We start from the raw sequence: 25,078 nt of genomic DNA, 5'->3' as shown, positions 1-25,078 counted from the left end.
CTGACCGTACTCAGTGGGCGAAGTGCCGGGCGCCGGTCAGGTACAACGTGATACCGGCCGCCTCGGCTGCTGCGGTCACCACGTCGTCGCGCATCGACCCGCCGGGGTGGACGATCGCCTTCACGCCGGCTGCGGTGAGCGTTTCCAGTCCGTCCGGGAACGGGAAGAACGCGTCGGAGGCCGCGACCGCCTCCTGGACCCGGTCACCGGCACGCTGCACGGCCAGCCGGGCCGCGTCCACCCGGTTCACCTGACCCATGCCCACACCGACCGTGGCGCCCTCCTTGACCACCACGATCGCGTTCGACTTCACCGCGCGACAGGTCCGCCAGGCGAACGCCAGGTCGGTCAGGGTCTGCGGGTCGGCGGGCTCGCCGGTGGCCAGTGTCCAGTTGTTCGGATCGTCGCCCTCGGCGTCGATCGCGTCCCGCTGCTGCAGCAGCAGGCCGCCGCTGATCTGACGCAATTCGGTGCCGCCGACCAGCGGCTCGGAGGCCACCAGGATGCGGATGTTCTTCTTGCGGGCCAGCACGTCCACGGCGCCGGCCTCATAGGCCGGGGCGATGATCACCTCGGTGAAGATGTCGGCGACGGTCTCGGCCATCTCCACGGTCACTTCGGTGTTCGCGGCGATGACGCCACCGAAGGCGCTCAGCGGATCGCATTCGTGGGCCTTGCGGTGTGCATCGGCCACCGACACCGAGGAGATCGCGATGCCACACGGGTTGGCGTGCTTGATGATTGCCACACAGGTCTGCTCGTGGTCGAACGCCGCGCGCCACGCCGCGTCGGCGTCGGTGTAGTTGTTGTACGACATCTCTTTGCCGTGCAACTGTTCTGCCTGCGCCAGGCCCGGCCAAGCAGAATCGTCGCGGTACACCGCGGCCTGCTGATGGGGGTTCTCGCCGTATCGCAACACCGCGCTGCGGTGCCAGGTGCCGGCGAACCACGCAGGCTGCGGCTGCACGGGATCCTCCGGGGCCAGCGTGGAGCCCATCCAACTGGCCACCGCGACGTCATACTCGGCGGTATGCCGGAAGGCCAACGAGGCCAGCTTCTTTCGCTCCTCCAGCGTGAACCCGCCGGCACGCACCGCGGCCAGCACCCCGTCATAGCCCAGCGGTTCGACGACGACCGCGACACTCGGATGGTTCTTGGCGGCGGCCCGCACCATCGACGGCCCACCGATGTCGATCTGCTCGACGCATTCGTCCACCGAGGCACCGGATTCCACCGTCTCGGAGAACGGGTACAGGTTCACCACCACCAGCTCGAACGCCTCGACACCGAGTTCGGTCAGCGCCGCGATGTGCTCGGGCTTGCGGGTGTCGGCCAGCAGCCCGGCGTGCACCCGCGGATGCAGCGTCTTCACCCGGCCGTCGAGCACCTCGGGAAACCCTGTCACCTCTTCGACGGGGGTGACCGGAACGCCGGTGGCCGCAATGGTTTTGGCGGTTGACCCGGTCGAGACGATCACGACGCCCGCCTCGTGCAGGCCGCGGGCCAGATCCGCGAGGCCGGTCTTGTCATAGACGCTGATCAACGCCCGCCGGATCGGTCTCTTGTCGCTCATCGCTGTGTCCTCAACATCCGAAGGTCGCCTTTCGTCCGGTCCAGGTCACGCCGCGGGTTGCCAGCGCGGCCAGCACGTCCACCAGCAATCGTCGTTCGACGATCTTGATGCGCTCGTGCAAAGTCTCTTCGGTGTCGTCGTCATGTACCTCGACGGGCTCCTGCGCCACGATCGGCCCGGTGTCCATCCCGGCGTCGACCAGGTGCACCGTGCATCCCGTCACGCGCACGCCGTAGGACAGCGCCTCGGGCACGGCATGGGCGCCGGGAAAGGCGGGAAGCAACGCCGGATGGGTGTTGACCACCCGGCCGGGGAAACGCGAAAGGAACTCCGGCCCAAGTATCTTCATGAACCCGGCAGAAACCACCAGATCCGGCTGATGTTCGGCGGTGGCGGCGGTGATCGCCGCATCCCAGGCCGGCCGGTCCGGATAATCGGCGAGGCGCACGGCGTACGACGGCACCCCGGCGTCGGCGGCGATGTCCAGGGCGGCGCACTTACGGTCCGCGCCCACCGCAACCACCCGCGCCGGATAATCGGCGACGGCCGCGGCCAGTAGCGATGCGAGCAGCGATCCGGTGCCTGAGGCCAGCACTACCAGCCGTGCCGGTGCACTCGGGGGCACACGTAGGGGTTGCTGCACGCGCAGCAGCCTAGTCGGCCACGTCGCGGGGCTTGTCGCGGGACACGTCCTCATCGACGATGAAGTGGTCCTCGGGATCGCCGAACGCGTCGGGGTCGGGCAGGACGGCGCCGTGGGGTTCCTCGACGACGTCGATGGGTTCTTCGGCTTCGAAGGCTTCGATCGCGTGGTCAGTTTGGCCGGCGTCGTCGGACACGTCCTGGGCCGGCCAGGCCACGATCGGCTCCCCGTCCGTCTGTGCGCCCGCCTCGTCCACGTCGTCGTCCACGATCTCGGCGTCGACAATCTCGGCGTCGACGAAGACCTCTTCCTCGAAGGCTTCCTGGGGCTCGTACTCCTGGTCGTACTCCCGGTCCTCGAATTCGGGCTCGGGCTCCGGTTCAGGCGCCGCCGCGGCAACACGCCGGGTCCGGATACGGCCGCGCGCGATGCCGCCCGACATCGCCACGGTCAGCCCGCCGATACCGGCAAACCACAAGAACACCCCAGGCGCGAACGTGGACTGATCCACGCCGACGTCACCGAAGTTGCCGAGCCGCCCGCTCCCGGCATAGCCGAGCACCGCCATCGTCACGGCCGCCACCGCCGCGGCGACCACCAGCTTGGCCAGGGCCTCAAGGGCAGGTAGCGGCCTGCGGGCACACTGCTGGCCGACCACCACCGCCGAGGCGGCACCGACGATCAGCAGCGCCACCCAGACCGGGCCCAGCGGTGGGGCAGGCACCGCGGCCAGTATCGGCACCGCCGGGATGTCGCCGCCGAACACCGTGAAGGAACTGAAGGTGGCCAGCCCGACGTGCGCGCTGGAGCCGACGGCGATCGCGGAGGTTCCGACGATCACATTGGGGATGTAGAGCACCGACAGCGCCGTCAGGCTGAGCTGCCCGAACACCGTGTCGGTGATGGCGTAGAGATCGTGCATGGTGGCCCAGTGCACGACCAGCGACGCGGCCGTGACCACGCCGGACAGGCCGAACAAGGCCAGCACGCCGGCGCCCGCGGCACGGAACGCGTCGGGCAGCCAGTCCGGCAGCGGGGAGGCGGCCAGGGTGCGTCGCCCCACGCGGGCGCCCACCCCGATCGCCGCACCGACCGCGTGCACGGCCAGTACCGCGACGAACGCGTGCAGCGCGCTGGGGGTCTGAAGTTCGGTGATCACCGAGGCCGCGTCGTGAATGATCGCCAGCATGATCGCGGCGATCAGCAAAGGCCCGCCCAGCGCCGAGCCGATCACCCAGCGCGTGACGAACCAGGATGAGTTGGGCGCCGTCGCCGCCGCCGTGGTGCGTGCGGTGCCCCACACCATCGCCAGCACCGGCAGCAGCGGCATCACGCCGAGTTCGCTACCGCCGATGGACACCGGCACCTGGTGCACACCCAGCCACATGCTCGCGATCGCGCCGAACGCGCCCGTCATATCGCTGTTGGCGATGAGCAGCTGCAACAGCGTCACCGCGGCGATGATGACCAACGCCACCACGGAAGGCCCGAACGCGACCCGGAGCAGCTCACGCGCCTGACGTGTGCCGACTGGTCGGTTTTCCACTAGCTGGGCCGCTCCTCGTAAAAGACCGCGCGTGCGCAGATCACGCACGCGCGGATCAGCTTACGACGGCGCAGGGCCAGATTGCTGTGAAGGTGACTGCTGTGCCTGCGGCTGTGCCGGAACCTGTGTGGTCGGCGCCGAGGCGTTCGACTGCTGCTGCGGCTGGCCGTAGGTGGGGAAGCCGGTGGGCGGGGTCGGCGGGCCGCTCTGCTGCCCTTGCTGACCCTGCTGGCCTTGCTGGCCCTGCTGCGAGGGGAAGCCACCGGTATTCGATCCGCCGGGGTAGCTGCCGTACTGCGACGGGTAGCCGGGGCGCTGCGAAGGCGCCTGCTGGTAGGGCTGGCCGCCGTGCTGCGGCTGGCTCTGCTGACCGTAGTACTGCGACGGGCCGCCGTACTGGCCGTACCCGGGCTGCTGGTCGTACGCAGGCTTGGGGGCAGGCGGGGTGAGCACACCGGCGTCGTACAGCAACGCCGCGATGGCGCAGCCGGCCTGGATCACGGTGAGCGCGAGAATCGCCCAGTAGGCCCAGGTGATGAAGTCGATGCCGCCGATGACGGCACTGATCACCAGCAGGGCCGCCAAGGTGGAGACCGCGGCCACGACGGCGGTCAGCTTCCGCTGCTTGGGCAGCAGGCTGACACCGGCCAGCAGGCCGGCCAGCAGGGCCGCGCTGGTGTCCACGCCCGAGGAGCCGCTCGACACCACGAAGCCGTCGGTGGCCTTCACGAGGTCGGCGAAGGTGAGCAGGTAGACGATGAGACCCAGCGCGGCGACTGCCATCAGCAGGAACTCGGGCAGGCTGCTGGCACCGGGCTCTGTGGGCTTCGCGAACTGCGGCTGGGTGGCGCCGTACTGGGAGCCTGATTGTGGGGCGGGCGGGTATCCGGGGCTACTGGGCGGGTACGTCATGACCTCTCCTGTGCTGATTGGGCGTCGCATCGTGCGTTCACACAAACATCAATACGGGCCGCCTGAGCGATTCGATCTTCCACGCTAGCGCACCCAGGTGTGTGGTCGGCACACACGATGTGTGACAGAGCGGTCTCAAGCAGATACCAGTACGGACGCGTCGGCCGAATCCTGTTCAGCAGCCTCGATTTCACGCACCAGAGGCAGCACCTTGGCGCCGAAATATTCGATTTCCTCCTGGAAGTGCAGGAACCCGCCGAGGATCAGGTCGACGCCGCGCTTGCGATACGCCGCAATGCGTTCCGCTATCTGCTCGGGAGTCCCGATCAGCTGGGTGCGGAAGCCGTCGTTGTACTGAACGAGGTCCTCGAAGCTCGAATCGGCCCACATCCCCTTCCCGTCTCCGGTGGAATTGCCTGCCTGCTGCACCGCGGAGCGGAAACCGTCTACCGCGGGCTTGTTGGCCTTGGCGATGATCTCCCTGAGGACCTCTTTGGCCTCCTTTTCGGTGTCACGGGCGATGATGAAGCCGTTGAGCCCGAACTTCACTTCCCGGCCGGCGTCGCGCGCGTGGTCGCGCACCTCGACCACCTGTTCGGTGAGGCCGTCGAAATCCTTGCCGTTGGAGAAGTACCAGTCGGAGTACCGGCCGCCGTTGCGGCGGGCCGCCGTCGAGTTGCCGCCTTGGAAGATCTCCGGGTTGGGCCGCTGCGGGGTGTTGAGTGGCTTGGGCTTGAGGGTGAAGTCGTGGATGCGATAGAAGTCACCGCGGAATTCAACCGGGTCGTCGTTCGTCCAAATGGCACGCAGTACCTGCAGGAACTCCGCACTTCGGCGGTAACGCTCGTCGTGTTCGAGCCACGGTTCGCCCAGATGGGTGAACTCGTCCTTGAACCAGCCCGACACCACGTTGACCGCGAACCGGCCATTGCTGAGGTGATCGGCCGTTGCGCCCAGTTTGGCCAGCACTGCGGGCTGCCACAGCCCCGGGTGGACGGCCGCGATGACCTTCAGTTTCTCGGTGGCCAGCAGCAGCGCCAGGCTGAAGCTGGTCGACTCGTGCTGGAATTCGGCGCCGTAACTGGCCTCATAGCGGACCTGGCTCAGCGCGTACTCGAAGCCGTTCTTCTCGGCGGTCTGCGCCAGTTTGACGTTGTAGTCGTAATTCCAGTCGGTGCGCTGCTCGATATCGCTGGTGACCAGGCCGCCGCTGACATTGGGCACCCAGTATGCGAACTTGACGTGTTCGGAAACGCGTTCGGTGGTCATCCTCACATGCCAGCAAACCGCGTCGCGCACGTCGCCGGTAACGCTCGCGGTGAAGTTATCTGCCGGAGTCCCGGTACAACGAGACCCTTAGTCTTGCTACTCAGACTGAAACACGTTCTAATTCTGGGCATGGACTATGGGCTCGTTCTCTTCACCAGTGACCGCGGCATCGCGCCGGCCAAAGCCGCCAAGCTCGCCGACGATCATGGCTTCACCACGTTCTACGTGCCCGAACACACCCATATCCCGGTCAAACGACAGGCCGCCCACCCCACCACCGGCGACGAGTCCCTGCCCGACGACCGCTATATGCGCACCCTGGATCCGTGGGTGTCGCTGGGCGCCGCGTGCGCGGTGACCTCGCGGGTGCGGTTGTCGACGGCCGTCGCGCTGCCCGTCGAGCACGACCCGATCACCCTGGCCAAATCCATCGCGACCCTGGACCATCTGTCGGGTGGCAGGGTCAGCCTGGGCGTCGGCTTCGGTTGGAACACCGACGAACTCGCCGACCACAACGTGCCGCCGGGGCGCCGCCGCACCATGCTGCGCGAATACCTGGAAGCCATGCGTGCGCTGTGGACCGAGGAAGAAGCCTCCTACGAAGGCGAATTCGTGAACTTCGGGCCGTCATGGGCGTGGCCCAAGCCCGTCCAGTCCCACATCCCGGTGCTGGTCGGCGCGGCTGGCACCGAAAAGAACTTCAAGTGGATCGCCAAGTCGGCCGACGGTTGGATCACCACACCGCGTGACTTCGACATCGACGCGCCGGTGAAGCTGCTGCAGGACACCTGGGCCGCCGCCGGGCGCTCCGGCGCGCCGCAGATCGTGGCGCTGGACTTCAAGCCCGATCCGGACAAGCTGGCCCGCTGGGGTGAGCTCGGGGTGACCGAGGTGCTGTTCGGGCTGCCCGACCGTTCCGAGGCCGACGTTGCCTCGTACGTGGAGCGCTTGGCGGGCAAGCTCGCCGCGTTGGTCTGACACACCTCGCAGCGTTGCAGCCCTTGTCGGAGGGTCGGCACATACTCCTCTGGAAGAGCGTCAACCAAAGGCGACAACCGAATCCAAGGACACTGCCGTGACGACCGACACGCCCGAACCCTGGTGGGCCAACGATCCTGAACTGAAGGAATTTCAGCGCCGCTCATGGGAGGCGTTCCAGAGGGAGCTCGCGGCACACGAACCGATCGCGCCCGCCGAGCCCTTCGAGACCTGCCTGGACGGTCATGGCAGCATGCGTCAACTTGCCTCTGCCCGCGACAATCTCGCCCGGGCAAAGACCCGATACGAGCACGCGATACTGGCGGGACGCGCGGCCGGCCTCTCGTGGGGTCAGATCGGTGGCGCACTGGGAGTCTCGCGGCAGTTCCTGCACCGCCGGTACGGCCCCCTGACGCTGTAAGGCCAGTCAGGCCAGTCAGGCCAGTGACGCGCGGTTGCCCTTGTCGGTCGAGCGCACCACGATCGACGCACCGAGCGGGTCACCGTCGGACAGCAGGGCAAGCAGGGCCTCGTCGTCGGTCGTCGCCAGGAATCGGCTGCCGTCGGCCCGCAGGCGCCCGATGATGATGCCGGTACGCGGCGTCCAGTCGTAGCGCACGGTGTAGGTCTCAATGGTGGCCGCACCGTCGGCCTGCTCCGTGATGGCGACCTTCGGAAGCGCCGCCACCTGTTCGATCAACTCGGCACTGTTGTCGGGCACCCAATCGGCCGGCTCGGTGGAATAGATGCCCACCGAGTACTTGCTGGCAATGCCGCCGTTGGCCCCGACCAATGCGAATTGCCCCGGCTTGTCCCGCATTTCGTTGACGGCCTCAGCGATGCCGTGCAACGAGTAGTTGTTGCCCGGCCCGCCGAAGTACGGCAGACCACCGGTCATCGTCAGGCCGCGCGGATCATCGGCGGCCAGGCCGGTGCCGTCACCGATGTTGAACACCGGGAACGGAAAACAGCTGTACAGATCGAACGCGGCAACGTCGTCAAGCCCGATGCCGGCGACCCGCAGTGCCTCACCCACCGCCATCACCGAAGCCGGGCTGGCGCCGAGATCAGCACGCTCCAGCAGCTTCTGCTCCTTCATATCGGCGTGACCACGCAGGTAAACCCACCTCTCCTCGGGCACCCCGAGGCGGCGCGCCGTCTCCACCGACATGAGCAGCGCGGCCGCACCCTGGTTGACCTGATCGCGGGCGACCATCAGGCGCGGGTACGGATCGCAGATCATCCGGTTGCTGTCGGTGACGGTGGCCAGCTCCTCGACCGAGCGTTCCACCGGTGCCGACGAAAACGGGTTCTTGGCAGCCACTTTCGAAAACGGTGCAAACAACTCGGCCATCTTCAGGCGGTAATCGGCAACCGACAAACCCAGCCTTGCCCGGCGGGCGTTCTCCAGCAGGCCGTACTGCACCGGGGCCCCGATCAGCCCGTGCTTGATCGTGTACTCGTCGAAGATGCCGTCGTAGCCGAAGCCACGGTCCTCCAACTGCCCCTCGACGGTGTCGGAGTGATCGGGCTTCTCCTCATGGTCGGCGAAATACCGGATGCTCGAAGTGTTCTCCGAGCCGATCACCAGCACGACGTCGGCCTCGCCCGCGGCTACGGCGCCGGCGAATTCGGTGATCAGATGCTGCGGGCTCTGCCCGCCGATGACCTCCAGGACAGCCGTTGCCGGGTCCGCACCGATACGCCCCGCTACCGACCGCGGGTAGTTGTTCGACTTGCCCATGGGCGCCGGAGTCCGACCGGAGATCTCGAACTGGCGGGTTCCGGCCACGGTGTCGATGGCCTTCGCGATGGCATCGACGTCGGCTCCGGTGTCCCGCAGCGCTGCCTGCGCCGCGGCCGTCGCCAATTCCACCGAGGACATGCCGCGGTAGCCGGGATCGTCGATGCGCTCGGTGAACTGCCCGACGCCGACGATGACCGGTGTGCGCGGATCGACCATGAGCAACCTCCTGACAGCTGTTAATTCGCCAGGCTAACGGATTCGGGATGATCGCTGACAATCGGTACCGGTGGCGACGCTCCGCTGACACGGGGTGCTGACGGTCCGACGTACATCGTTTCAGACGTACATCATTATTGACGTACATCAACACTGGCGTAGACTTTGGTGATGACTTGGCCCGTGCGCCCAATGTCGCTGGTAGTCGGTGGTGTGGTGCCGCCCGAGAATGTCGTGGGCCGGGTGCGTGAACAGCAGGAGATCCTCGCCAGCCTGCCCGACGGCGGCGCTGCACTGGTCGGTGACCGCAGGCACGGAAAGACCTCGCTGTCCCGCCTCGTCGCGCACACCGCCCGTCAGCGCGGGCTCACGGTGGTGTCGGTCAGTGCCGAACGCCAGAACTATGACGAGTTCGTCAGCGCACTGGCCGGCGAACTCGGCCGCGTCGACAACGTGCTCCGCCAGGAGGTGGAGCGCTGGCGAATCGCATTCGGCACCGGGCCGGTCCGCTTCGAACGTGCCCGCGCCGAGGCCGCACTCGACGATCTGCTCCAGCGCGCGGTGGCGCGCGCCCACGGCGGGCTGCTGATCCTCTTCATCGACGAGGTCACCGTGCTCGCGCGCAACCTGGAACGGGACAAGCCCGGTGCCGGCGACGCGTTCCTGCATCTGCTGCGTCGCTTCCGGCAGGAGAACGCCGGCCGGCTGGCCACCATCCTGTCCGGATCTATCGGCTTTCATCATGTCTCGGGAGATGCCCTCAGTTCGGTCAACGACATCCGAAAGGTCACCGTCGGCCCGATCCGCCACGATCACGCCACCTACCTGGCCGAGTGTCTGCTACTCGGGGCTCAGGTTCCCACGACCGACCAGCACCCGGTCGCCGAATCCATAGCCGCCGCAGCCGAAAACGTGCCCTACTACATCCAGCACCTCGTGGCTGCCGCAGCCAAGGCCGGGGGCGCTGTCCACCCGGCCCAGATCGCCGAGTCCCTCAGCACGGCCATAACCGACCCACACGATCCATGGGACCTGCGCCACTACCGCGACCGGCTGCGCAACTACTACGGCGAGGACAGCCCGGCGATCGCCAACCTGCTGGACATCTACGCCTATGCCCCAACGCCATTGGGCGTCGACACCGTACTGCAGCGGCTCCACTCCGAGGGCTCGCCCATCCGCGACCGCGACCAGCTTGTCTCGTTCATCGAACGTCTCGAACAGGACCACTACCTGCGCCGCGTGGGCGACGACGATTGCTTCGCGTCGGCGTTGGTGCAGGCGGCTTGGCAGGCGATGCGGCGATGAGCACTCCGCTGTTCACGCCGTCGGCCGTCAATCGGACCGAGCTGGACGCCCGCACCGTCGGCCGATCCGACCTGCTGGCCCGACTGACCAATCGAATCATCGGTGCCGCCCGGGATGGCTCCCGTCCACACACCCTGCTCGTCGCGCCCCGCGGTAGCGGTAAGACCCACACCCTCCAGGTGGCGATCCACCGCGCGCTGGCGAACAAGACAACCGCCAAAGGCACGCTGTTACTGATGCTTCCGGAAGACTCGTTGGCCATCGGAAGCTACGGCGACCTGCTGGTCGAGCTGCTGCGGACACAGCGCCGTCCACCCACCTCCCGTGACGACGTCGTTGCGCTCGAACGGGAGATCCTCGATCTGGCTGACGGCCGGATGGTGCTGCTGGCTATCGAGAACCTGGACCGGGTGTTCGACGGCATGGGCGAAGCAGGACAGGGCAGCCTTCGCGCCTGGGTGGAAACATCAACCGCAGTATTGGTTTTCGCGACCGCGCCCGCCTTGTTCCCCGGCGTGTCATCACGGACTCATCCCTGGTACGGCTCGTTCATCATCGAGGAACTGCCTGATCTGACCGTCGCCGAAGGGGCGGAGATCATCGCACGCGTGGCCAAGGGCCGCGGCGACGACGAGCTGGCCGCCTACGTCAGCTCCCCCGCCGGCTCGGAGCGCCTCGCCGCCGTCGCGAGCCTGGCAGGTGGCTCACCGCGGTTATGGCACATGGTGGCCGACTTCGTCGATACGTCCGCGCTGGTGGCACTGGAACCGGTGCTGGCCACGCTATTGGACCGGCTCGCACCGTCCTACCAGCAGCGGCTGTGGCAACTGCCGGCCGGAGAGCAGCGCCTGGTGGTGGAGCTGGCTCGCGGGGACGGGCCCCGAACCGTCTCCGAACTCTCTGGGGCGGTGGGTGTTTCGAATCAGACCGCCTCGGCCGCACTGGGTCGGCTCGCGGCTGCCCGGTGGGTGGTGGCCACCAAGTCGGACACCGGTGACCGCCGCGCCACCTGGTACGAACTCAACGATCCGCTCGTACGCCACGTTGTGCAGTACCGCGAGAACGGCACCATCCCGGCTTGACGATCCTGTCACTTAGTGACAGAGTGGGATTGTCACTAAGTGACAGGAGGTGAGAGTGATGAACGAGAAACAGGCACTGGCGCGCCTTGAGGTGTCGCGAATCGCCTCCGCCCTGTTCTGGGAAAACGGGGTCTCCGCGACGAGCGGGGACGATATCGCCGCCGCCGCGGGCCTGTCGACGCGCACGATCTGGCGCTACTTCCGGTCCAAGGAAAGTTGCGTCGAACCGCTGCTCGCCAAGTCGGCCGACCGGTTCCTGGCCTCGGCCCGGCGGTGGCCGCATGAGCTGTCGCTGTCGGATCACCTTGTGGCAGACATGATTGCGCATCCTCTCCCGCCGCAGGACATCGAGGACGAGATCAGCGCAATGCGCCTCGCCACGATGACGACCGACGAACCTGCGTTGCGCACTGCCTATCTGATGGTGCACGACCAGATGGAGCAGGGTCTCATCCCGGTGTTCGCCGACCGGTTGCGACTGCCCGAGGACGACCTGACGGTGCGCCTTTCCGCGGCGGCGGTCACCGCGGCGTTCCGGGTCGTCGACGAGGAGGTGACGCGGGCAGTGATCGTGAACAACCACAAGGTGAGCCAAGCCGAGGCGCTGGCGCTCATGGACCGGGCCATCCGGGAGGCCACCAACGGCCGGCTCGGCGGGCCGGTCACCCCCTGACACTTCATCGAAAACCCGAAAGGAAGTTCATGGCGCTACCCGAACTCATCACGGTAGAAGACTTTTTCAGGCCCCCGGTACGGGCGGGGGCGCAGATCTCACCCGATGGCACCAGGATCGCCTACCTGGCACCGTGGCAGAACCGGCTCAATGTGTGGGTCGAAAACCTCGACACCGACCAGGCCCCGCGGTGTGTGACCGCCGATGAGACCCGCAGTGTCTACATCTTCCACTGGACCCACGATTCCCGGTGGCTGCTCTACATGCAGGACAACGGCGGCGATGAGAACTGGCACATCTACCGCATCGATCCGGACGACCCGGATGCCGCGGCCGTGGACCTGACGCCGTTCCCGGATGTCAGGGCGAGCTTCGAGCTGCCCAAGGGGCTACCGGGCAAAGCGATCGTTCAGATCAACAGGCGCAACCCCGAACTGTTCGACGTCTACGAACTCGACATCGCCACGGGCGAACTCACCCTCGTCGCGGAGAATCCCGGCACCGTCGTCGGCTGGCTGAGCGCCCCCAATGGCGACCTGTTCACCAACACGCTGACCGCCGACGGTGATGTCGAGATATCGCAATGGGATTCCGCGACAGCCACATTGCGCCCCGTCACGGTCTACGACGGCACCGACTACCCGTTGGGCATCCATCCGGTCGTGATCACTCCGGACGGCACCGGCATCTGGCTCGGCTCCAACCGGGGCAGTGATCGGACCCGACTGGTGCGGGTCGACGTGGCCACCGGCGCCGAAACCGAGGTCGACAGCCATCCGACGTTCGATCTTGCTGCCCAGATGGTTCTCCCGTCGCCGATGATCCTCAGCGAGCGCACGGGCGAATTGATCGGCGCCCGATACTACGGCGAACGTCAGGTGATCCACCCCCTGGATCCGGATTTCGCTGCGGTACTGGCGAATCTGACCAAACTGTCCGACGGGGACCTGTCCTCCATATCCTCCGACGCGGCCGAGCAGCGGTGGATCGTCAGCTTCGCCCACGACCGCGATCCTCACGCCACCTACCTCTACGACCACGCCACCGGTGAGAGCAGGCTGTTGTTCCGGCCCTATCCTCATCTGGATCCCGAGAAGCTGGCGCCGATGTCACCGGTGACCGTCACCGCGCGCGACGGGCTGGAGCTGCATTCGTATCTGACGTTGCCGGTCGGGGTGGAACCGGTCAATCTGCCCATGGTGCTGCTGGTGCACGGCGGTCCGTGGGCGCGGGACTGCTGGAGCTTCCAACCCGACGTACAGATGCTGGCCAATCGCGGTTATGCGGTGCTACAGGTCAACTTTCGTGGATCGACCGGCTACGGCAAGGCGTTCACCAAGGCGGCCATCGGAGAGTTCGCCGGCAAGATGCACGATGACCTCATCGACGCCGTGGACTGGGCCGTCAAACAGGGCTACGCCGACCGCGACAAAGTGGCGATCTTCGGCGGCTCCTACGGTGGTTACGCGTCGCTGGTCGGCGTCACGTTCACCCCGGATGTCTTCGCGGCGGCCATCGACTACGTCGGCATCTCCAGCCTGGCCAACTTCATGCGCACGCTGCCGAATGTAGGCCGACGGTTCCTGGCCACCAACTGGCACCTGTACGTCGGCGACCCGTCCGACCCCAAGCAGGAAGCCGACATGCTGGCCCGCTCCCCGATCACCCGGGTGGACCAGATCCGCACCCCGCTACTGGTCATCCAGGGCGCCAACGACTCCCGCGTGGTGCAGGCCGAGTCCGACAACCTCGTGGCGGCACTGCGCGAACGCGGCGTCGAGGTCGAGTACATGGTCAAGGAAGACGAAGGGCACGGATTCCTCAACCCGGACAACCAGATCGACATGTACCACGCAGTCGACCGCTTCCTCGCGCAGCATCTAGGCGGTCGCCTTTAGCTGGCGAGCAGACAGTTAGGCCCCCGAAATCCAGTGATTTCGGGGGCCTAACTGTCTGCTCGCCAGAAAAAATCAGCCCTGCAGGATCTCCCGGGCCAGGTTGGCGGTCTCCGACGGAGTCTTGCCGACCTTCACCCCGGCGGCCTCAAGGGCCTCCTTCTTGGCGGCGGCGGTACCCGAGGAGCCCGACACGATGGCGCCGGCGTGGCCCATGGTCTTGCCCTCCGGCGCGGTGAAGCCCGCGACGTAGCCGACGACCGGCTTGGTGACGTTGGCCTTGATGTAGTCGGCGGCCCGCTCTTCGGCGTCGCCACCGATCTCGCCGATCATCACGATGACCTTGGTCTCCGGATCCTTCTCGAACGCCGCGATCGCGTCGATGTGGGTCGTGCCGATGACCGGGTCACCGCCGATGCCGATGGCGGTGGAGAAGCCGAGATCGCGCAGCTCGTACATCATCTGGTAGGTCAGCGTGCCCGACTTCGACACCAGGCCGATCGGGCCCTTGTCGGTGATGTTGTTGGGCGTGATGCCGACCAGCGACTCCCCGGGGGTGATGATGCCCGGGCAGTTCGGCCCGATGATGCGGGTCTTCTCACCCTTGTCCACGTTGTAGGCCCACGCATAAGCGCTGTCCTGCACCGGGATTCCCTCGGTGATGACCACCAGCAGCGGAATCTCGGCGTCGATGGCCTCGATGATGGCGTCCTTGGAGAATGCAGGCGGCACGAACGCGATCGACACGTCGGCGCCGGTCTCCTTCATGGCCTCGGCGACCGAACCGAACACCGGCAACTCGACACTTTGACCATTCTTGTCGACATGCGACACCTTGGTGCCGGCCTTGCGCGCGTTCACGCCGCCGACGACCTGGGTGCCTGCCTTGAGCATCAGCGCGGTGTGCTTGGTGCCCTCGCCGCCGGTGATGCCCTGGACGATGACCTTGCTGTCCTTGTTCAGAAAAATCGACATATCAAGTGTCCCTTACTTATTCGCCAGCTCGGCGGCCTTGTCGGCGCCGGCGTCCATGGTCTCGGCCTGGATGACCAGGGGATGGTTGGCCTCGGCCAGGATGCGGCGGCCTTCTTCGACGTTGTTGCCGTCCAGGCGGACGATCAGCGGCTTGTTGGCCTCGTCACCGAGCTTCTTGAGCGCGCCCACGATGCCGTTGGCGACCGCGTCACACGCGGTGATGCCGCCGAATACGTTGACGAACACGCTCTTGACCTGGCTGTCGTTGAGGATCACGTCCAGACCGTTGGCCATCACCTCGGCCGAGGCGCCACCACCGATGTCCAGGAAGTTGGCCGGCTTCACGCCACCGTGCTTCTCGCCCGCGTAGGCGACCACGTCCAGCGTCGACATGACCAGGCCCGCGCCGTTGCCGATGATGCCGACCGCGCCGTCGAGCTTGACGTAGTTGAGGTCGTTTTCCTTGGCCTTGAGCTCGAGCGGGTCGGTCGCGTCCTTGTCCTCGAACTCGGCGTGACCGGGCTGACGGAAGTCGGCGTTCTCGTCGAGGGTGACCTTGCCGTCCAGCGCCAGGATCTGATCGTCCGGGGTGCGCACCAGCGGGTTGACCTCCACCAGCGTGGCGTCTTCGCCGACGAACACGTCCCACAGCTTCTGGATGGTCACCGCGGCAGCGTCGAGCACCTCGGCGGGCAGCTTGCCCTTCTCGGCGATCTCACGAGCCAGCGCCAGGTCGACACCCTTGACGGCGTCGACGGGCACCTTGGCCAGGGCGTCGGGGTTCTCCTCGGCGGTGACTTCGATCTCCACACCGCCCTCGACCGAGCACATCGCCAGGTATGTGCGGTTGGCGCGATCGAGCAGGAAGGAGATGTAGTACTCCTCGGCGATGTCGCTGGCTTCAGCCACCAGCAACTTTTTGACCACGTGGCCCTTGATGTCGAGACCGAGGATGTTGTTGGCATGAGTGAACGCGTCATCGGGGGTGGCTGCGTACTTCACACCACCGGCCTTGCCGCGGCCACCAACCTTGACTTGCGCCTTCACCATCACAGGACGGCCGATTTCGGTGGCGATCGCCTTCGCGTCCTCGGCGGAATCGGTCACCCGGCCGGGCGTCGTGGGGACGTTGTGCTTGGCGAACAGCTCTTTCGCCTGGTATTCGAAAAGATCCATTGGCTCACTGTCTGTCTGCGTTGAACTTCGTAACTGCCCGGACTGGTAGATGCCTGACGGGCCCGGGGGAACTTTATCCATCGCGGAGTGAGCCGTTGGCATCGCCTACCGCGGATGTGGTAGATCTCACCGGGCACGAGGCGGTGATACAGGTCACATTCTTACCCGGAATAAGCCGATAAGTTGCCACCATCATTGGGATTTGGTTAACGTGCCTCTGGTTCCAGATAACGTTCAGGTCACGAGAGAAGGATCTTTCGGGTTGTCGCAACACCGTTCGTCCGTAGCTTCTGAGGGAGTGACGACGAACGCACGGCACCGCAGAATCGTCTCGCCGGACGAGCTGGACGCTGCGGAAATCACCGACATCATCCCGTTCAACGAGTTCGGCCATCTCGCCGACGTGGAGTATCACGCATCCAGTGCGTTCGACCGGGAATCTCAGGTCATCCGGGCCCCCGAGCTCGACGACATGCACGACACCGACGATCTGACCCCCATCCGGCTGGTCGTGCCGTCACGGTTCCGCCCGGATGCGCGCGATGAGCGCAGCGCCGATTACGCCTACCGCGACAGCCACACCGATGTCAGCGACGGCATGGACGCGACGGACATCATCGACATGGCCGGCCGCCGCGGTGCGCACCGCAAGGAGACCGCCGGGGCCGTCAAGAGCCGCCTGATGATCGCCGCCATGGCCGCGGGCGCCACCGCCGCGGGTGCCTACTCGCTCAGCAGCGGCACCGAGGCCCAGGCCGCCGACGACACCGTGCTCGCCTCCGGCTCGACCATGGCCAACGGTGCAGCCGTCACCGGCTCGGTGGACGGCATGCAGATCGTCTCGGTCGCCTCCACCGGCAATTCCACGGTGCATGCCGAGGAGATCACCAAGGCCGCGGCCTTCGCGCAGGAACGTGCCGAGCGGGAGGCCAGGCTGGCCCGCCCGCTGTTCGTGATGCCGACCAAGGGCGTGTGGACGTCGGGCTACGGCTACCGCTGGGGCGTTCTGCACGGCGGCATCGACATGGCCAACTCGATCGGCACCCCGATCGTGGCCGCCTCCGACGGCGTCGTCACCGACGTCGGCCCGACCGCCGGCTACGGCGCGTGGGTGAAGATCCGGCACTCCGACGGCACCGTCACCCTGTACGGGCACATCAACACCTGGCTGGTCAGCGTCGGCGAGCGGGTGATGGCAGGCGATCAGATCGCCACCATGGGCAACCGGGGCAACTCGACCGGCCCGCACCTGCATTTCGAGGTGTTGCTCAACGGCACCAACCGGATAGACCCGGTGGGCTGGCTGGCCAAGCGCGGGCTCAGTCCCGGCAGCTATGTTGGCTGAGTGAGTGACCCCGGCCCTTCCGAAGCCGGCCTTCCTGAGCCGTCCGACCAGACCAGCATCATCCGACGCCACCCCACCGGCGCCATCCCGACGCAGGGCGAAGCCGAACCCCAGACCAGCATCATCCGACGCCACCCGACGGGCGCCATCTCGATCCCGACCGATGCGGAACCCTCTACCAGCCTGATCGGGGCCGCTGCCGAGGATGCCCAGACCGGTTACATCCCCCGTGCGCGGCCGATGGCGATCCCGCGCACCGCGGGCGACATCAATCCCCGGACGGCCATCGCCGCCGCGGTGCTGAGCATTCTGAGCGGCTGGACCACCGCCCTGATCGCCACCGACCTGATCGCCGGGTGGTGGCGCACCGATCAACTGTTCTGCGTAGCCGTCGGCTTCCTCACCGCGATCTCGGCTGCGGCAACCATCGGCGGCCTCATCGCACTGTTGCTGCGCCACCGCACGGGCAGGCTGCTGATCGTGGTCGGCTCGGTCATCGGACTGTTGATCTGGGGCAGCTTGTTCATCGCCGGGGCCCAGATGCGGCCGGTCGTGTACGCGATGCCGGCGCTGCCGCTGGCGAGCATCCTGTTCACGGTGCTGCCCTCCACCGGTCGGTGGAGCCGAAGCGGACGACGCTAGGGCAGGCGCTACTGCCAGGCGAACACCGGTTGCTCGAGCTCGTCGACCGGATCGTCGCGGCCCTCCAGGCACAGCCACCGCAGCTGCAACAGCACTGCACCCGTCGGTGCGTGAATCAGGTCGTTGCCCAACGGAATCTGCACGACGGGACGCGGACTCTCGGGGATGTCGACGAACCGCGGCGAATCGTCGCGCTGCAGTTGATGCAACCCGACGCGATAGGCCGCCACCACCTCATCGGGTGAGGGCCGCAGTTCGAGACGCCCGCCGCCCCAGACCACCACCGGGGTGATGACGTATCCCGACCGGGTCGGATAGTCGTCGAGCATCCCCAGCACCGACGAGCCGGGCAACGCGATGCCGACCTCCTCGTCCAGTTCCCGCAGCGCGGCGTCCACCGCGGTCTCGCCCGGGTCGAGCCGGCCACCGGGCAGCGCCCACTGCGCGGCATGCGTGCGCAGCCGGGATGCCCTGCGGCACAGCAGAAAAGCGGCGCCCCCCGATACATCGACCATGCGGCCGTCGAGACCCGCTTCGGGCATCGGTCGCCCGCCGATCCAATCGTCCACGGGCGCCGGGTCCACCCGGTCCTCGCCGAGTTCGGAATCGACGAGCACCACGGCGACGGCGGCGTGCCGCTTCGTCGGGTCGGTCACGGCGCGACGCTCATGGCGGACCAGGTGTGCTCGGACCCGTTCACGGAGCGCTTCGTCATAGGCGATCGTCACCGATCGACCATAAGCGGCCGGGTCAGGCGCGCGTCTGTTGGTACAGCGCGAGCTTCCAATCCCCACCCGCCCGGTGGTAGACGCTGGACATCGCGCCGACGAACGCGGGCTCGTCGCCTTCGCGGTACGCCGTGGCGGTATAGACCAGCACCACATTGTCGTCGTCGAGGGGGATCAACCGCGGATCGCTGATCTCGTAGGTGCGCCACGGGGGTGATTCGGCGAGCGCATCGATGACGCCATAACGGTCCAGCACCATGCCGTTGGCCAGCACCATCACCGCCTCGGGCAGCATCGTGTTTCCGTAGAACTCGGTGGCGGTCGAACCGCACAGCGAATCCCAGCCGGCGCGTTCGAGTTGCAGGAACTTTTCTAGTTGCGAATCTGGCACCGTACTGCTATACCCGCTGCAGGTTGCCGGTACGCATAGCCACAGCTGTGAAAAGAGTGGTAAAAGTGACTGGTGGGTGTAGGCGTCCGTAAGGTACGGGCCCGGACGGGCATGGCAGCGGTGAGCGCGGCAGTCGCGGCAGGCACGATCGCGGCTCCCCCGGCCTCTGCGGCCCCGCGGTGCCCCGACATCGAGGTCGTCTTCGCGCGCGGTACCGACGAACCCGCTGGTATCGGTGTCGTCGGCCAGTCCTTCGTCGACACCCTGCGCCCCATGGTGAAGGACTCGACGGTGGGCGCGTACGCCGTGCGCTATCCCGCTTCGTGGGATTTCTGGAAGGCCGCAGCCGGAGCGAACGACATGAGCAGACGCGTCCAGGACACGGCGGCGCAGTGTCCCAAGACCAAGATCGTGATGGGCGGCTACTCCCAGGGCGCGGCGGTGGTCGACGTTGTCGCCACCTCACCGGTCGCGGGCTTCGGTTACACCGCCCCGCTGCCGGCGGCCGTTGTCCCCCGCATCGCCTCGGTCGTGGTGTTCGGCAACCCCTCGGCGCGCATCGGCCAACCACTGACCCGCATGAGCCCGGTCTTCGGTTCCAGAACCGCTGACCTGTGCGCCCCCAACGACCCCGTGTGCTCGCTCGGCCGGAACTTCGACGCCCACGTCCGGTACCCGCAGTCAGGTCTGGTGAAGCTCGCCGCCCAGTGGGTCACCCGCCATGTGCAGGCACCGGCTCCGAGCCCTGCTGCCCGGCGCTGAATTCACACCTCGGCGATCGTCAGGCAGGCTGGACCCCACAATGAGTACTCCCCTGCTCGCAGATCCGAGCGACCTGGCCGCCCTGCGCAGCGCAGGGACCGATCCTGACGAGCTGTTCGCATCGTTCGCAGGGTGGGCCGAAGCGAACGGCACCGTGCTGTATCCAGCGCAGGAGGAGGCGCTGATCGAACTGGTCAGCGGCAGCAACGTCATCCTGGCGACACCGACCGGCTCGGGCAAATCGCTCGTGGCCACCGGCGCGCTGTACGCGGCGCTCGCGGCGGGCGCCGACGCGACGAGCACAAACAACAGCGGTCGCAGCTACTACACCGCACCGATCAAGGCACTGGTCAGCGAGAAGTTCTTCGCGCTGTGCGAGGTGTTCGGTGCGGCGAACGTCGGCATGCTGACCGGTGACGCCGCGGTGAACGCCGAAGCGCCGATCATCGCCTGCACCGCCGAGGTGCTGGCCAACATCGCGCTGCGCGAGGGTGGTGAATCGGAATGGGCCGCGGATCTGCTCATCGTGATGGACGAGTTCCACTTCTATGGCGACCCCGACCGCGGCTGGGCCTGGCAGGTGCCGCTACTGGAATTGCCGCGCGCCCAGTTCCTGCTGATGTCGGCCACCCTCGGGGACGTCACGTTCCTGCGCGACGACCTCACCCGGCGCACGGGTCGGACGACGGCGCTGGTCGCCAACGCGCAGCGCCCGGTGCCGCTGCATCACTACTACGCCACGACGCCGATGCACGAGACGATCGCCGACCTGCTGGAGACCAAGCAGGCGCCGATCTACGTCGTGCACTTCACCCAGGCTTCGGCGCTGGAGCGGGCGCAGGCACTCATGAGCGTCAACGTGTCCAGCAAGGAGGAGAAAGCCGCGATCGCCGAGCACATCGGCGCATTCCGGTTTTCCACGGCGTTCGGCACAACGCTGTCGCGGCTGGTCCGCCACGGGATCGGCGTACACCACGCCGGCATGCTGCCCAAGTACCGGCGACTGGTCGAACAGCTGGCCCAGGCCGGCCTGCTCAAAGTCATCTGCGGCACAGACACTCTCGGCGTCGGCATCAACGTGCCCATCCGCACCGTCGTCTTCTCGGCACTGTCCAAATACGACGGCGTCCGCACCCGGCTGCTCAACGCCCGGGAATTCCACCAGATCGCCGGGCGCGCCGGGCGGGCGGGCTACGACACCGCGGGCACCGTCGTGGTGCAGGCGCCCGACCACGAGGTAGAGAACCTCAAACAGTTCGCCAAGGTGGCCGACGACCCCAAAAAACGCCGAAAGTTGGTACGCCGCAAAGTTCCAGAGGGCATGGTGCCGTGGAGCGAACAGACCATGACCCGGCTCGTCGAGGCCTCCCCCGAGGCGCTGACCAGCAATATGCGGGTGTCGACCGCGATGATCCTCGATGTCGTCGACCGGCCAGGTGACCCGTTCATCGCGATGCGCCGCCTGCTCACCGAGAACCACGAGCCACGCAAGCGTCAGCTTCGACATATCCGCGAGGCGGTCGGTATCGCACGCTCGCTGCTGCAGGCCGGCGTCCTGGAACGGCTCGACGAACCCGAGCCCGACGGGAGGCGCTATCGGCTGACCGTCGACCTGCCGCCCGACTTCGCGCTCAATCAGCCGTTGTCGACGTTCGCCCTCGCCGCGGTCGAGGCTCTCGACCCTGCCTCGGAAACATATGCGCTGGATGTGGTTTCGGTGATCGAGGCGACGCTGGAGGATCCCCGCCAGATTCTGGCGGCCCAACTGAACAAGGCCAGGGGCGAGGCCGTGGCGGCGATGAAAGCCGAAGGTATCGAGTACGACGAGCGGATCGAACTGCTCGACGACGTCACCTACCCCCGCCCGCTCGAGGAACTGCTCACCCACGCCTTCACGGTGTACTGCCAGACCAACCCGTGGGCGGCTGACGGGCGGCTGTCACCGAAGTCCGTGGTCCGCGAGATGTGGGAGCGGGCGTTCACGTTCCGCGAGTTCGTCAGCGTCTACGGACTGACCCGCTCCGAGGGCGCCGTGCTGCGCTACCTTTCGGATGCATTCAAGGCGCTGCGCTCAGGTGTGCCCGCCGCCGCGCGGACCGAAGAGGTCATCGATATCGTCGAGTGGCTCGGTGAGCTTGTGCGCCAAGTCGATTCGAGCCTGCTCGACGAGTGGGAACAGCTCACCAGCGATGACCAGCCGCATGATGTGCCGGTGGCGGTCCCGGCCCGCCCGCGTCCGCTGACCGGCAACGAGCGGGCATTCACCGCGATGGTCCGCAATGCGCTGTTCCGCCGCGTGGAGCTGTTCGCGCGTCGCCGCTGGCATGACCTGGGTGAGCTGGACGGCAGCTCCGGATGGACCGCCGACCGCTGGGCCGACGTCGGGGACGACTACTTCGCCGAGCATGCCGAGGTGGGCACCGGCGCCGACGCCCGCGGTCCGGCGCTGCTCATCTTCGACCGGCGCCCAGACGTGTGGCGGGTGCGGCAGATCCTCGACGATCCGGCAGGCGACCATGATTGGGGCTTCGATGTCGAGGTGGACCTCGACGCCTCCGACGAGGAAGGCGCGGCGGTGATACGTCTGGTAGACGCGGGATGCGCGGACTGAAGCCTCAGTCGAGCGTGTCCCAGAAACCGGTGAGGGCCGCTGCGCCGCGGACCGGATCCTGCACCATCCACCAGTGTCCCAGCCCATCGAGAACCTGCGTGCGGGCTCCGGCCCGGTCTGCCGCCCGGCGTCGAAGCTCCTCGGACCCCGCGTAAGGGTCCTCGGTCAGGAGTAGGGAAAGCCCCGGTCGCGCTGCAGCGTTCTCCAACGCGCGGCCTGCTTCTGCCATCGCGGGGTGCCGCGCCGAGCGGTACAACAGCAGGATCGCCCGGCCCATCTCCGGTCCCTGTTCCGTGGCGATCGAGGTGGCGATGTCCTGCGGTATCCCCAACTGGGCCATTTGTCCGGTCCGGTCGGCAACCGTGCCGCCGAGCATGGTGTCCACCAGCTGTTCACCCTCGCCCGGCGTCTGCCACACCTGCGCGAGGTCGTGCCACACGTACTCAGGATCGAACAACCCGACGGCGTCGCTGACCCAGCTGCGCAGCAGCTCCGGCCGGTGCATCGCCACGTTCACCACATGGCCACCGCCCCAGTCGTGCCCGACCAGGTCGACCGGTTCGCCGAGGGCCACCAGCTCATCCTCCAGCCAGTCGCGGTAGTCGAGGTGGGTCGCGGCGAAACCATCGGGCAGCGGGGCGCCGAATCCCGGCGGGGACAGCCGCACCACGTCATCGCGCCCGAGGGCTTCGACCAACGGGCCCCAGATCGCTTCGGTCTCCGGATTGCCATGCACCAGAACGACGGTCATGCTCGTCATCCTGACACGGCGAGCAGTGTCTGGAAAGGGCTGGGACGACGAGTCCTAGGCTTCCGGGATTTCGATCCCGTATTTATCTCTGGTGATGTCTTCGGGCTCCGGGCCGCCACGCGTGCCGGTGTCCAGCGCATCGATCGCGGCGAGTTGCTCGTCGGTGAGTTCGAAGTCGAAGACGTCGAAGTTCTCTGCAATCCGCGACGGCGTCACCGATTTCGGGATCACCTGGCGGCCCTGCTGCAGATGCCAGCGCAGCATCACCTGCGCTGGCGACTTGCCTTGTGCGGTCGCGATTTCTCCGATCACCGGATCCTGCAGAGTGGAGCCGTGCGAACCGTCACGATAGAACGTGATGCCGCCGATCGGTGACCACGCCTGATTTAGGATGCCGAGCTGGCCGTCGATGTCGAGCACGTCGGACTGCCGGAAGTACGGGTGTACCTCGATCTGATTGACCGCGGGCACCACCTCTGTCTCGGCCAGCAGCTGGTCGAGGTGGTTCGGCATGAAGTTCGAGACACCGATCGCACGCACCTTGCCGTCGGTGTACAGCCTCTCCAGCGCCTTGTAGGCGGCGATGGTCCGATCGAACTCGCCCGGTAGCGCCTGATGCAGGATCAGCAGATCGATCGTGTCGACGCCGAGCTTGCCGACCGCCTTTTCGAAAGCGTGCAAGGTCGTGTCGTAGCCGTAATCGGTGATCCACACCTTGGTTTCGATGAACACATCGTCGCGGGGCAGTCCGGATCGCCGGATCGCCTCCCCGACTCCCCGCTCATTGCCGTACACCGCGGCGGTGTCGATGTGGCGGTAGCCGGTCTCCAGCGCGGTCTCGACCGCGGCGCGCGTTTCCTCCGGCGGAGTCTGGTAGACGCCGAAGCCGAGGGCAGGCATGTCGACGGCGTTGTTGAGAGTAAAAGTGGGAATGCTCGTCATGTTCTCCAGTGAACTCCTTCGAGCCCGGAAAAGGGAGCCATGGCCACCCGCCTGGAGCAATCGCTTTTCACGCGGGTAACGCCACGGCGAGGATGACGCAGAATTTTCGCCCTGACGTTACTGGCGCGGTGTCGGCCGAGCGGGCTCACCCGTCAGGCTCGGCATGAGTACGTCGTCCACCAGCGTACGTACGGTCTTTTCGGTCGGTGGCCGCCCGGATACCAGCGCGCGGAACACGAGATAACCCGGTAGCAGGTCATAGATCTCATCGCTGATCGCCGCCGCGTCGATCTCGCCGCGCTTCACCGCGTCGGCCAGCACCTCGTCGATCACCAGCTTGCGCTGATTGACGAATTCGTCCTGCATGGCCGCGCGCAACGCCGGGCTGTGCGACATCTCGTTCAACACCGCCCGCATGGTGGCCGCGTGCTCACAAGCCTGCTCACACACTGAAGCACCGATTGCCAGGAGGTCGCCACGCAGCGAGCCGGTACGCGGCGGGACACCCGCCACCCGGGTGCCCTCGATGAACGCGGCGAGCACCAGGTCCGCCTTCGACGGCCACCGTCGGTACATCGTCGATTTGCTGGCTTTCGCCTGAGTCGCAACGGCTTCCATGGTCAACCGGTCGTATCCGTGCTGCTGCAGCAGTTGCAGCGTGACCGCCAGCAGCTCGGCCTCGCGTGCGGTCCATCGGGACGTCGGCGGCCATACTTCGGCATCGCCGGCCAGCTCGGATAGCACTGTTCACTCCTCAACTATTGCGCAGGACCGTACCGTACCGTACCGTTCCCTCAAGGTCCACTAGGCGTGCTAAAGATCGTGTCGGGGCAGGCCGTGTTAGCAGGGCTTCGAAAGGCGTTGGGGTGAGCGGTTTTTCGGTGAGCGGTCTGTTGAGACGACGGTGGACGTT

General features: G+C 66.6%; 23 protein-coding genes. 10 read left to right on the top strand and 13 right to left on the bottom strand.

Annotated features, from left to right (window positions below):
- Nucleotides 1-10: 10 nt before the first annotated feature.
- From purH to sfnG, 5 genes are all read right to left on the bottom strand, one after another.
- Nucleotides 11-1,573, bottom strand: a complete 1,563-nt coding sequence (gene purH, locus M1247_RS28805) for a bifunctional phosphoribosylaminoimidazolecarboxamide formyltransferase/IMP cyclohydrolase (RefSeq protein WP_317159828.1) — start codon at nt 1,571-1,573, stop codon at nt 11-13.
- 10 nt (nt 1,574-1,583) lie between these two features.
- Complete coding sequence (purN, locus tag M1247_RS28800; RefSeq protein WP_317159827.1) at nt 1,584-2,216, bottom strand: phosphoribosylglycinamide formyltransferase; 633 nt, start codon at nt 2,214-2,216, stop codon at nt 1,584-1,586.
- Nucleotides 2,217-2,226: 10 nt separating this feature from the next.
- A complete protein-coding gene (locus M1247_RS28795; protein ID WP_317159826.1) occupies nt 2,227-3,762 on the bottom strand; it encodes a cell division protein PerM in 1,536 nt (511 codons plus the stop codon).
- Between the two features lie 60 nt (nt 3,763-3,822).
- Nucleotides 3,823-4,674: a DUF5336 domain-containing protein gene (locus M1247_RS28790; protein ID WP_317159825.1), complete on the bottom strand. Its 852-nt coding sequence runs from the start codon at nt 4,672-4,674 to the stop codon at nt 3,823-3,825.
- Between the two features lie 135 nt (nt 4,675-4,809).
- Nucleotides 4,810-5,943 carry a dimethylsulfone monooxygenase SfnG gene (gene sfnG / locus M1247_RS28785; protein ID WP_317159824.1) on the bottom strand — a complete coding sequence of 378 codons (1,134 nt, stop codon included), beginning with the start codon at nt 5,941-5,943 and terminating at the stop codon, nt 4,810-4,812.
- Between the two features lie 129 nt (nt 5,944-6,072).
- On the opposite strand from sfnG, the gene M1247_RS28780 reads away from it, so the two are divergent.
- Together M1247_RS28780 and M1247_RS28775 are read left to right on the top strand one after the other, a co-directional pair.
- Nucleotides 6,073-6,921, top strand: coding sequence for an LLM class F420-dependent oxidoreductase (locus M1247_RS28780; RefSeq protein ID WP_317159823.1), 849 nt, complete (start codon nt 6,073-6,075; stop codon nt 6,919-6,921).
- Between the two features lie 97 nt (nt 6,922-7,018).
- On the top strand, nt 7,019-7,342 hold the full coding sequence (locus tag M1247_RS28775) for a hypothetical protein (RefSeq protein ID WP_317159822.1): 324 nt from the start codon (nt 7,019-7,021) through the stop codon (nt 7,340-7,342).
- Nucleotides 7,343-7,357: 15 nt separating this feature from the next.
- On the opposite strand, the gene M1247_RS28770 is transcribed toward M1247_RS28775, so the two are convergent.
- The gene (locus tag M1247_RS28770; RefSeq protein WP_317159821.1) at nt 7,358-8,884 is read right to left on the bottom strand and encodes an acetyl-CoA acetyltransferase; all 1,527 of its coding nucleotides are present in this window, start codon (nt 8,882-8,884) and stop codon (nt 7,358-7,360) included.
- A gap of 192 nt (nt 8,885-9,076) precedes the next feature.
- Here M1247_RS28770 and M1247_RS28765 point away from each other — a divergent pair, with 192 nt between their 5' ends.
- The 4 genes from M1247_RS28765 to M1247_RS28750 are packed head-to-tail and all read left to right on the top strand — an operon-like array spanning nt 9,077 to nt 13,845.
- A complete protein-coding gene (locus tag M1247_RS28765; RefSeq protein ID WP_317159996.1) occupies nt 9,077-10,192 on the top strand; it encodes an ATP-binding protein in 1,116 nt (371 codons plus the stop codon).
- Entirely contained in the window at nt 10,189-11,274 is a 1,086-nt protein-coding gene (locus tag M1247_RS28760) for an ATP-binding protein (RefSeq protein WP_317159820.1), read from the top strand. The genes M1247_RS28765 and M1247_RS28760 overlap by 4 nt, the downstream gene beginning before the upstream one ends.
- Nucleotides 11,275-11,332: 58 nt before the next feature.
- Nucleotides 11,333-11,947: a TetR/AcrR family transcriptional regulator gene (locus M1247_RS28755; RefSeq protein WP_317159819.1), complete on the top strand. Its 615-nt coding sequence runs from the start codon at nt 11,333-11,335 to the stop codon at nt 11,945-11,947.
- Nucleotides 11,948-11,976: 29 nt separating this feature from the next.
- Nucleotides 11,977-13,845, top strand: coding sequence for a S9 family peptidase (locus M1247_RS28750; RefSeq protein ID WP_317159818.1), 1,869 nt, complete (start codon nt 11,977-11,979; stop codon nt 13,843-13,845).
- A gap of 72 nt (nt 13,846-13,917) precedes the next feature.
- Here the strand turns inward: M1247_RS28750 and sucD are convergent, their stop codons facing one another.
- Nucleotides 13,918-14,817 carry a succinate--CoA ligase subunit alpha gene (sucD, locus tag M1247_RS28745; protein ID WP_317159817.1) on the bottom strand — a complete coding sequence of 300 codons (900 nt, stop codon included), beginning with the start codon at nt 14,815-14,817 and terminating at the stop codon, nt 13,918-13,920.
- Nucleotides 14,818-14,829: 12 nt separating this feature from the next.
- Nucleotides 14,830-15,993, bottom strand: coding sequence for an ADP-forming succinate--CoA ligase subunit beta (sucC, locus tag M1247_RS28740; RefSeq protein ID WP_317159816.1), 1,164 nt, complete (start codon nt 15,991-15,993; stop codon nt 14,830-14,832).
- Between the two features lie 262 nt (nt 15,994-16,255).
- Between sucC and M1247_RS28735 the strand changes: the two genes are divergently transcribed.
- Complete coding sequence (locus M1247_RS28735) at nt 16,256-17,338, top strand: M23 family metallopeptidase (RefSeq protein WP_317159815.1); 1,083 nt, start codon at nt 16,256-16,258, stop codon at nt 17,336-17,338.
- Nucleotides 17,339-17,980, top strand: a complete 642-nt coding sequence (locus M1247_RS28730; RefSeq protein WP_317159814.1) for a hypothetical protein — start codon at nt 17,339-17,341, stop codon at nt 17,978-17,980.
- A gap of 8 nt (nt 17,981-17,988) precedes the next feature.
- On the opposite strand, the gene M1247_RS28725 is transcribed toward M1247_RS28730, so the two are convergent.
- Nucleotides 17,989-18,708 (bottom strand): NUDIX hydrolase, encoded by a 720-nt coding sequence (locus M1247_RS28725; protein ID WP_317159813.1) that lies wholly within the window; start codon nt 18,706-18,708, stop codon nt 17,989-17,991.
- A gap of 22 nt (nt 18,709-18,730) precedes the next feature.
- Entirely contained in the window at nt 18,731-19,099 is a 369-nt protein-coding gene (locus M1247_RS28720) for a nuclear transport factor 2 family protein (protein WP_317159812.1), read from the bottom strand.
- A 111-nt stretch (nt 19,100-19,210) separates the two neighbouring features.
- Here M1247_RS28720 and M1247_RS28715 point away from each other — a divergent pair, with 111 nt between their 5' ends.
- On the top strand, nt 19,211-19,861 hold the full coding sequence (locus M1247_RS28715; RefSeq protein ID WP_317159995.1) for a cutinase family protein: 651 nt from the start codon (nt 19,211-19,213) through the stop codon (nt 19,859-19,861).
- 40 nt (nt 19,862-19,901) lie between these two features.
- Nucleotides 19,902-22,472 (top strand): DEAD/DEAH box helicase, encoded by a 2,571-nt coding sequence (locus M1247_RS28710; RefSeq protein ID WP_317159811.1) that lies wholly within the window; start codon nt 19,902-19,904, stop codon nt 22,470-22,472.
- Nucleotides 22,473-22,476: 4 nt separating this feature from the next.
- On the opposite strand, the gene M1247_RS28705 is transcribed toward M1247_RS28710, so the two are convergent.
- The 3 genes from M1247_RS28705 to M1247_RS28695 form a co-directional block, all read right to left on the bottom strand.
- Nucleotides 22,477-23,223: an alpha/beta fold hydrolase gene (locus M1247_RS28705; RefSeq protein WP_317159810.1), complete on the bottom strand. Its 747-nt coding sequence runs from the start codon at nt 23,221-23,223 to the stop codon at nt 22,477-22,479.
- A 54-nt stretch (nt 23,224-23,277) separates the two neighbouring features.
- Nucleotides 23,278-24,165 (bottom strand): aldo/keto reductase, encoded by an 888-nt coding sequence (locus tag M1247_RS28700; RefSeq protein ID WP_317159809.1) that lies wholly within the window; start codon nt 24,163-24,165, stop codon nt 23,278-23,280.
- Between the two features lie 117 nt (nt 24,166-24,282).
- Complete coding sequence (locus tag M1247_RS28695; RefSeq protein ID WP_317159808.1) at nt 24,283-24,909, bottom strand: TetR/AcrR family transcriptional regulator; 627 nt, start codon at nt 24,907-24,909, stop codon at nt 24,283-24,285.
- Nucleotides 24,910-25,078: the final 169 nt, after the last annotated feature.

The organism is Mycobacterium appelbergii (assembly GCF_032883035.1).
Classification (GTDB): Bacteria; Actinomycetota; Actinomycetes; order Mycobacteriales; family Mycobacteriaceae; genus Mycobacterium; species Mycobacterium appelbergii.
This window is presented reverse-complemented; position numbering and strand designations above follow the sequence as displayed.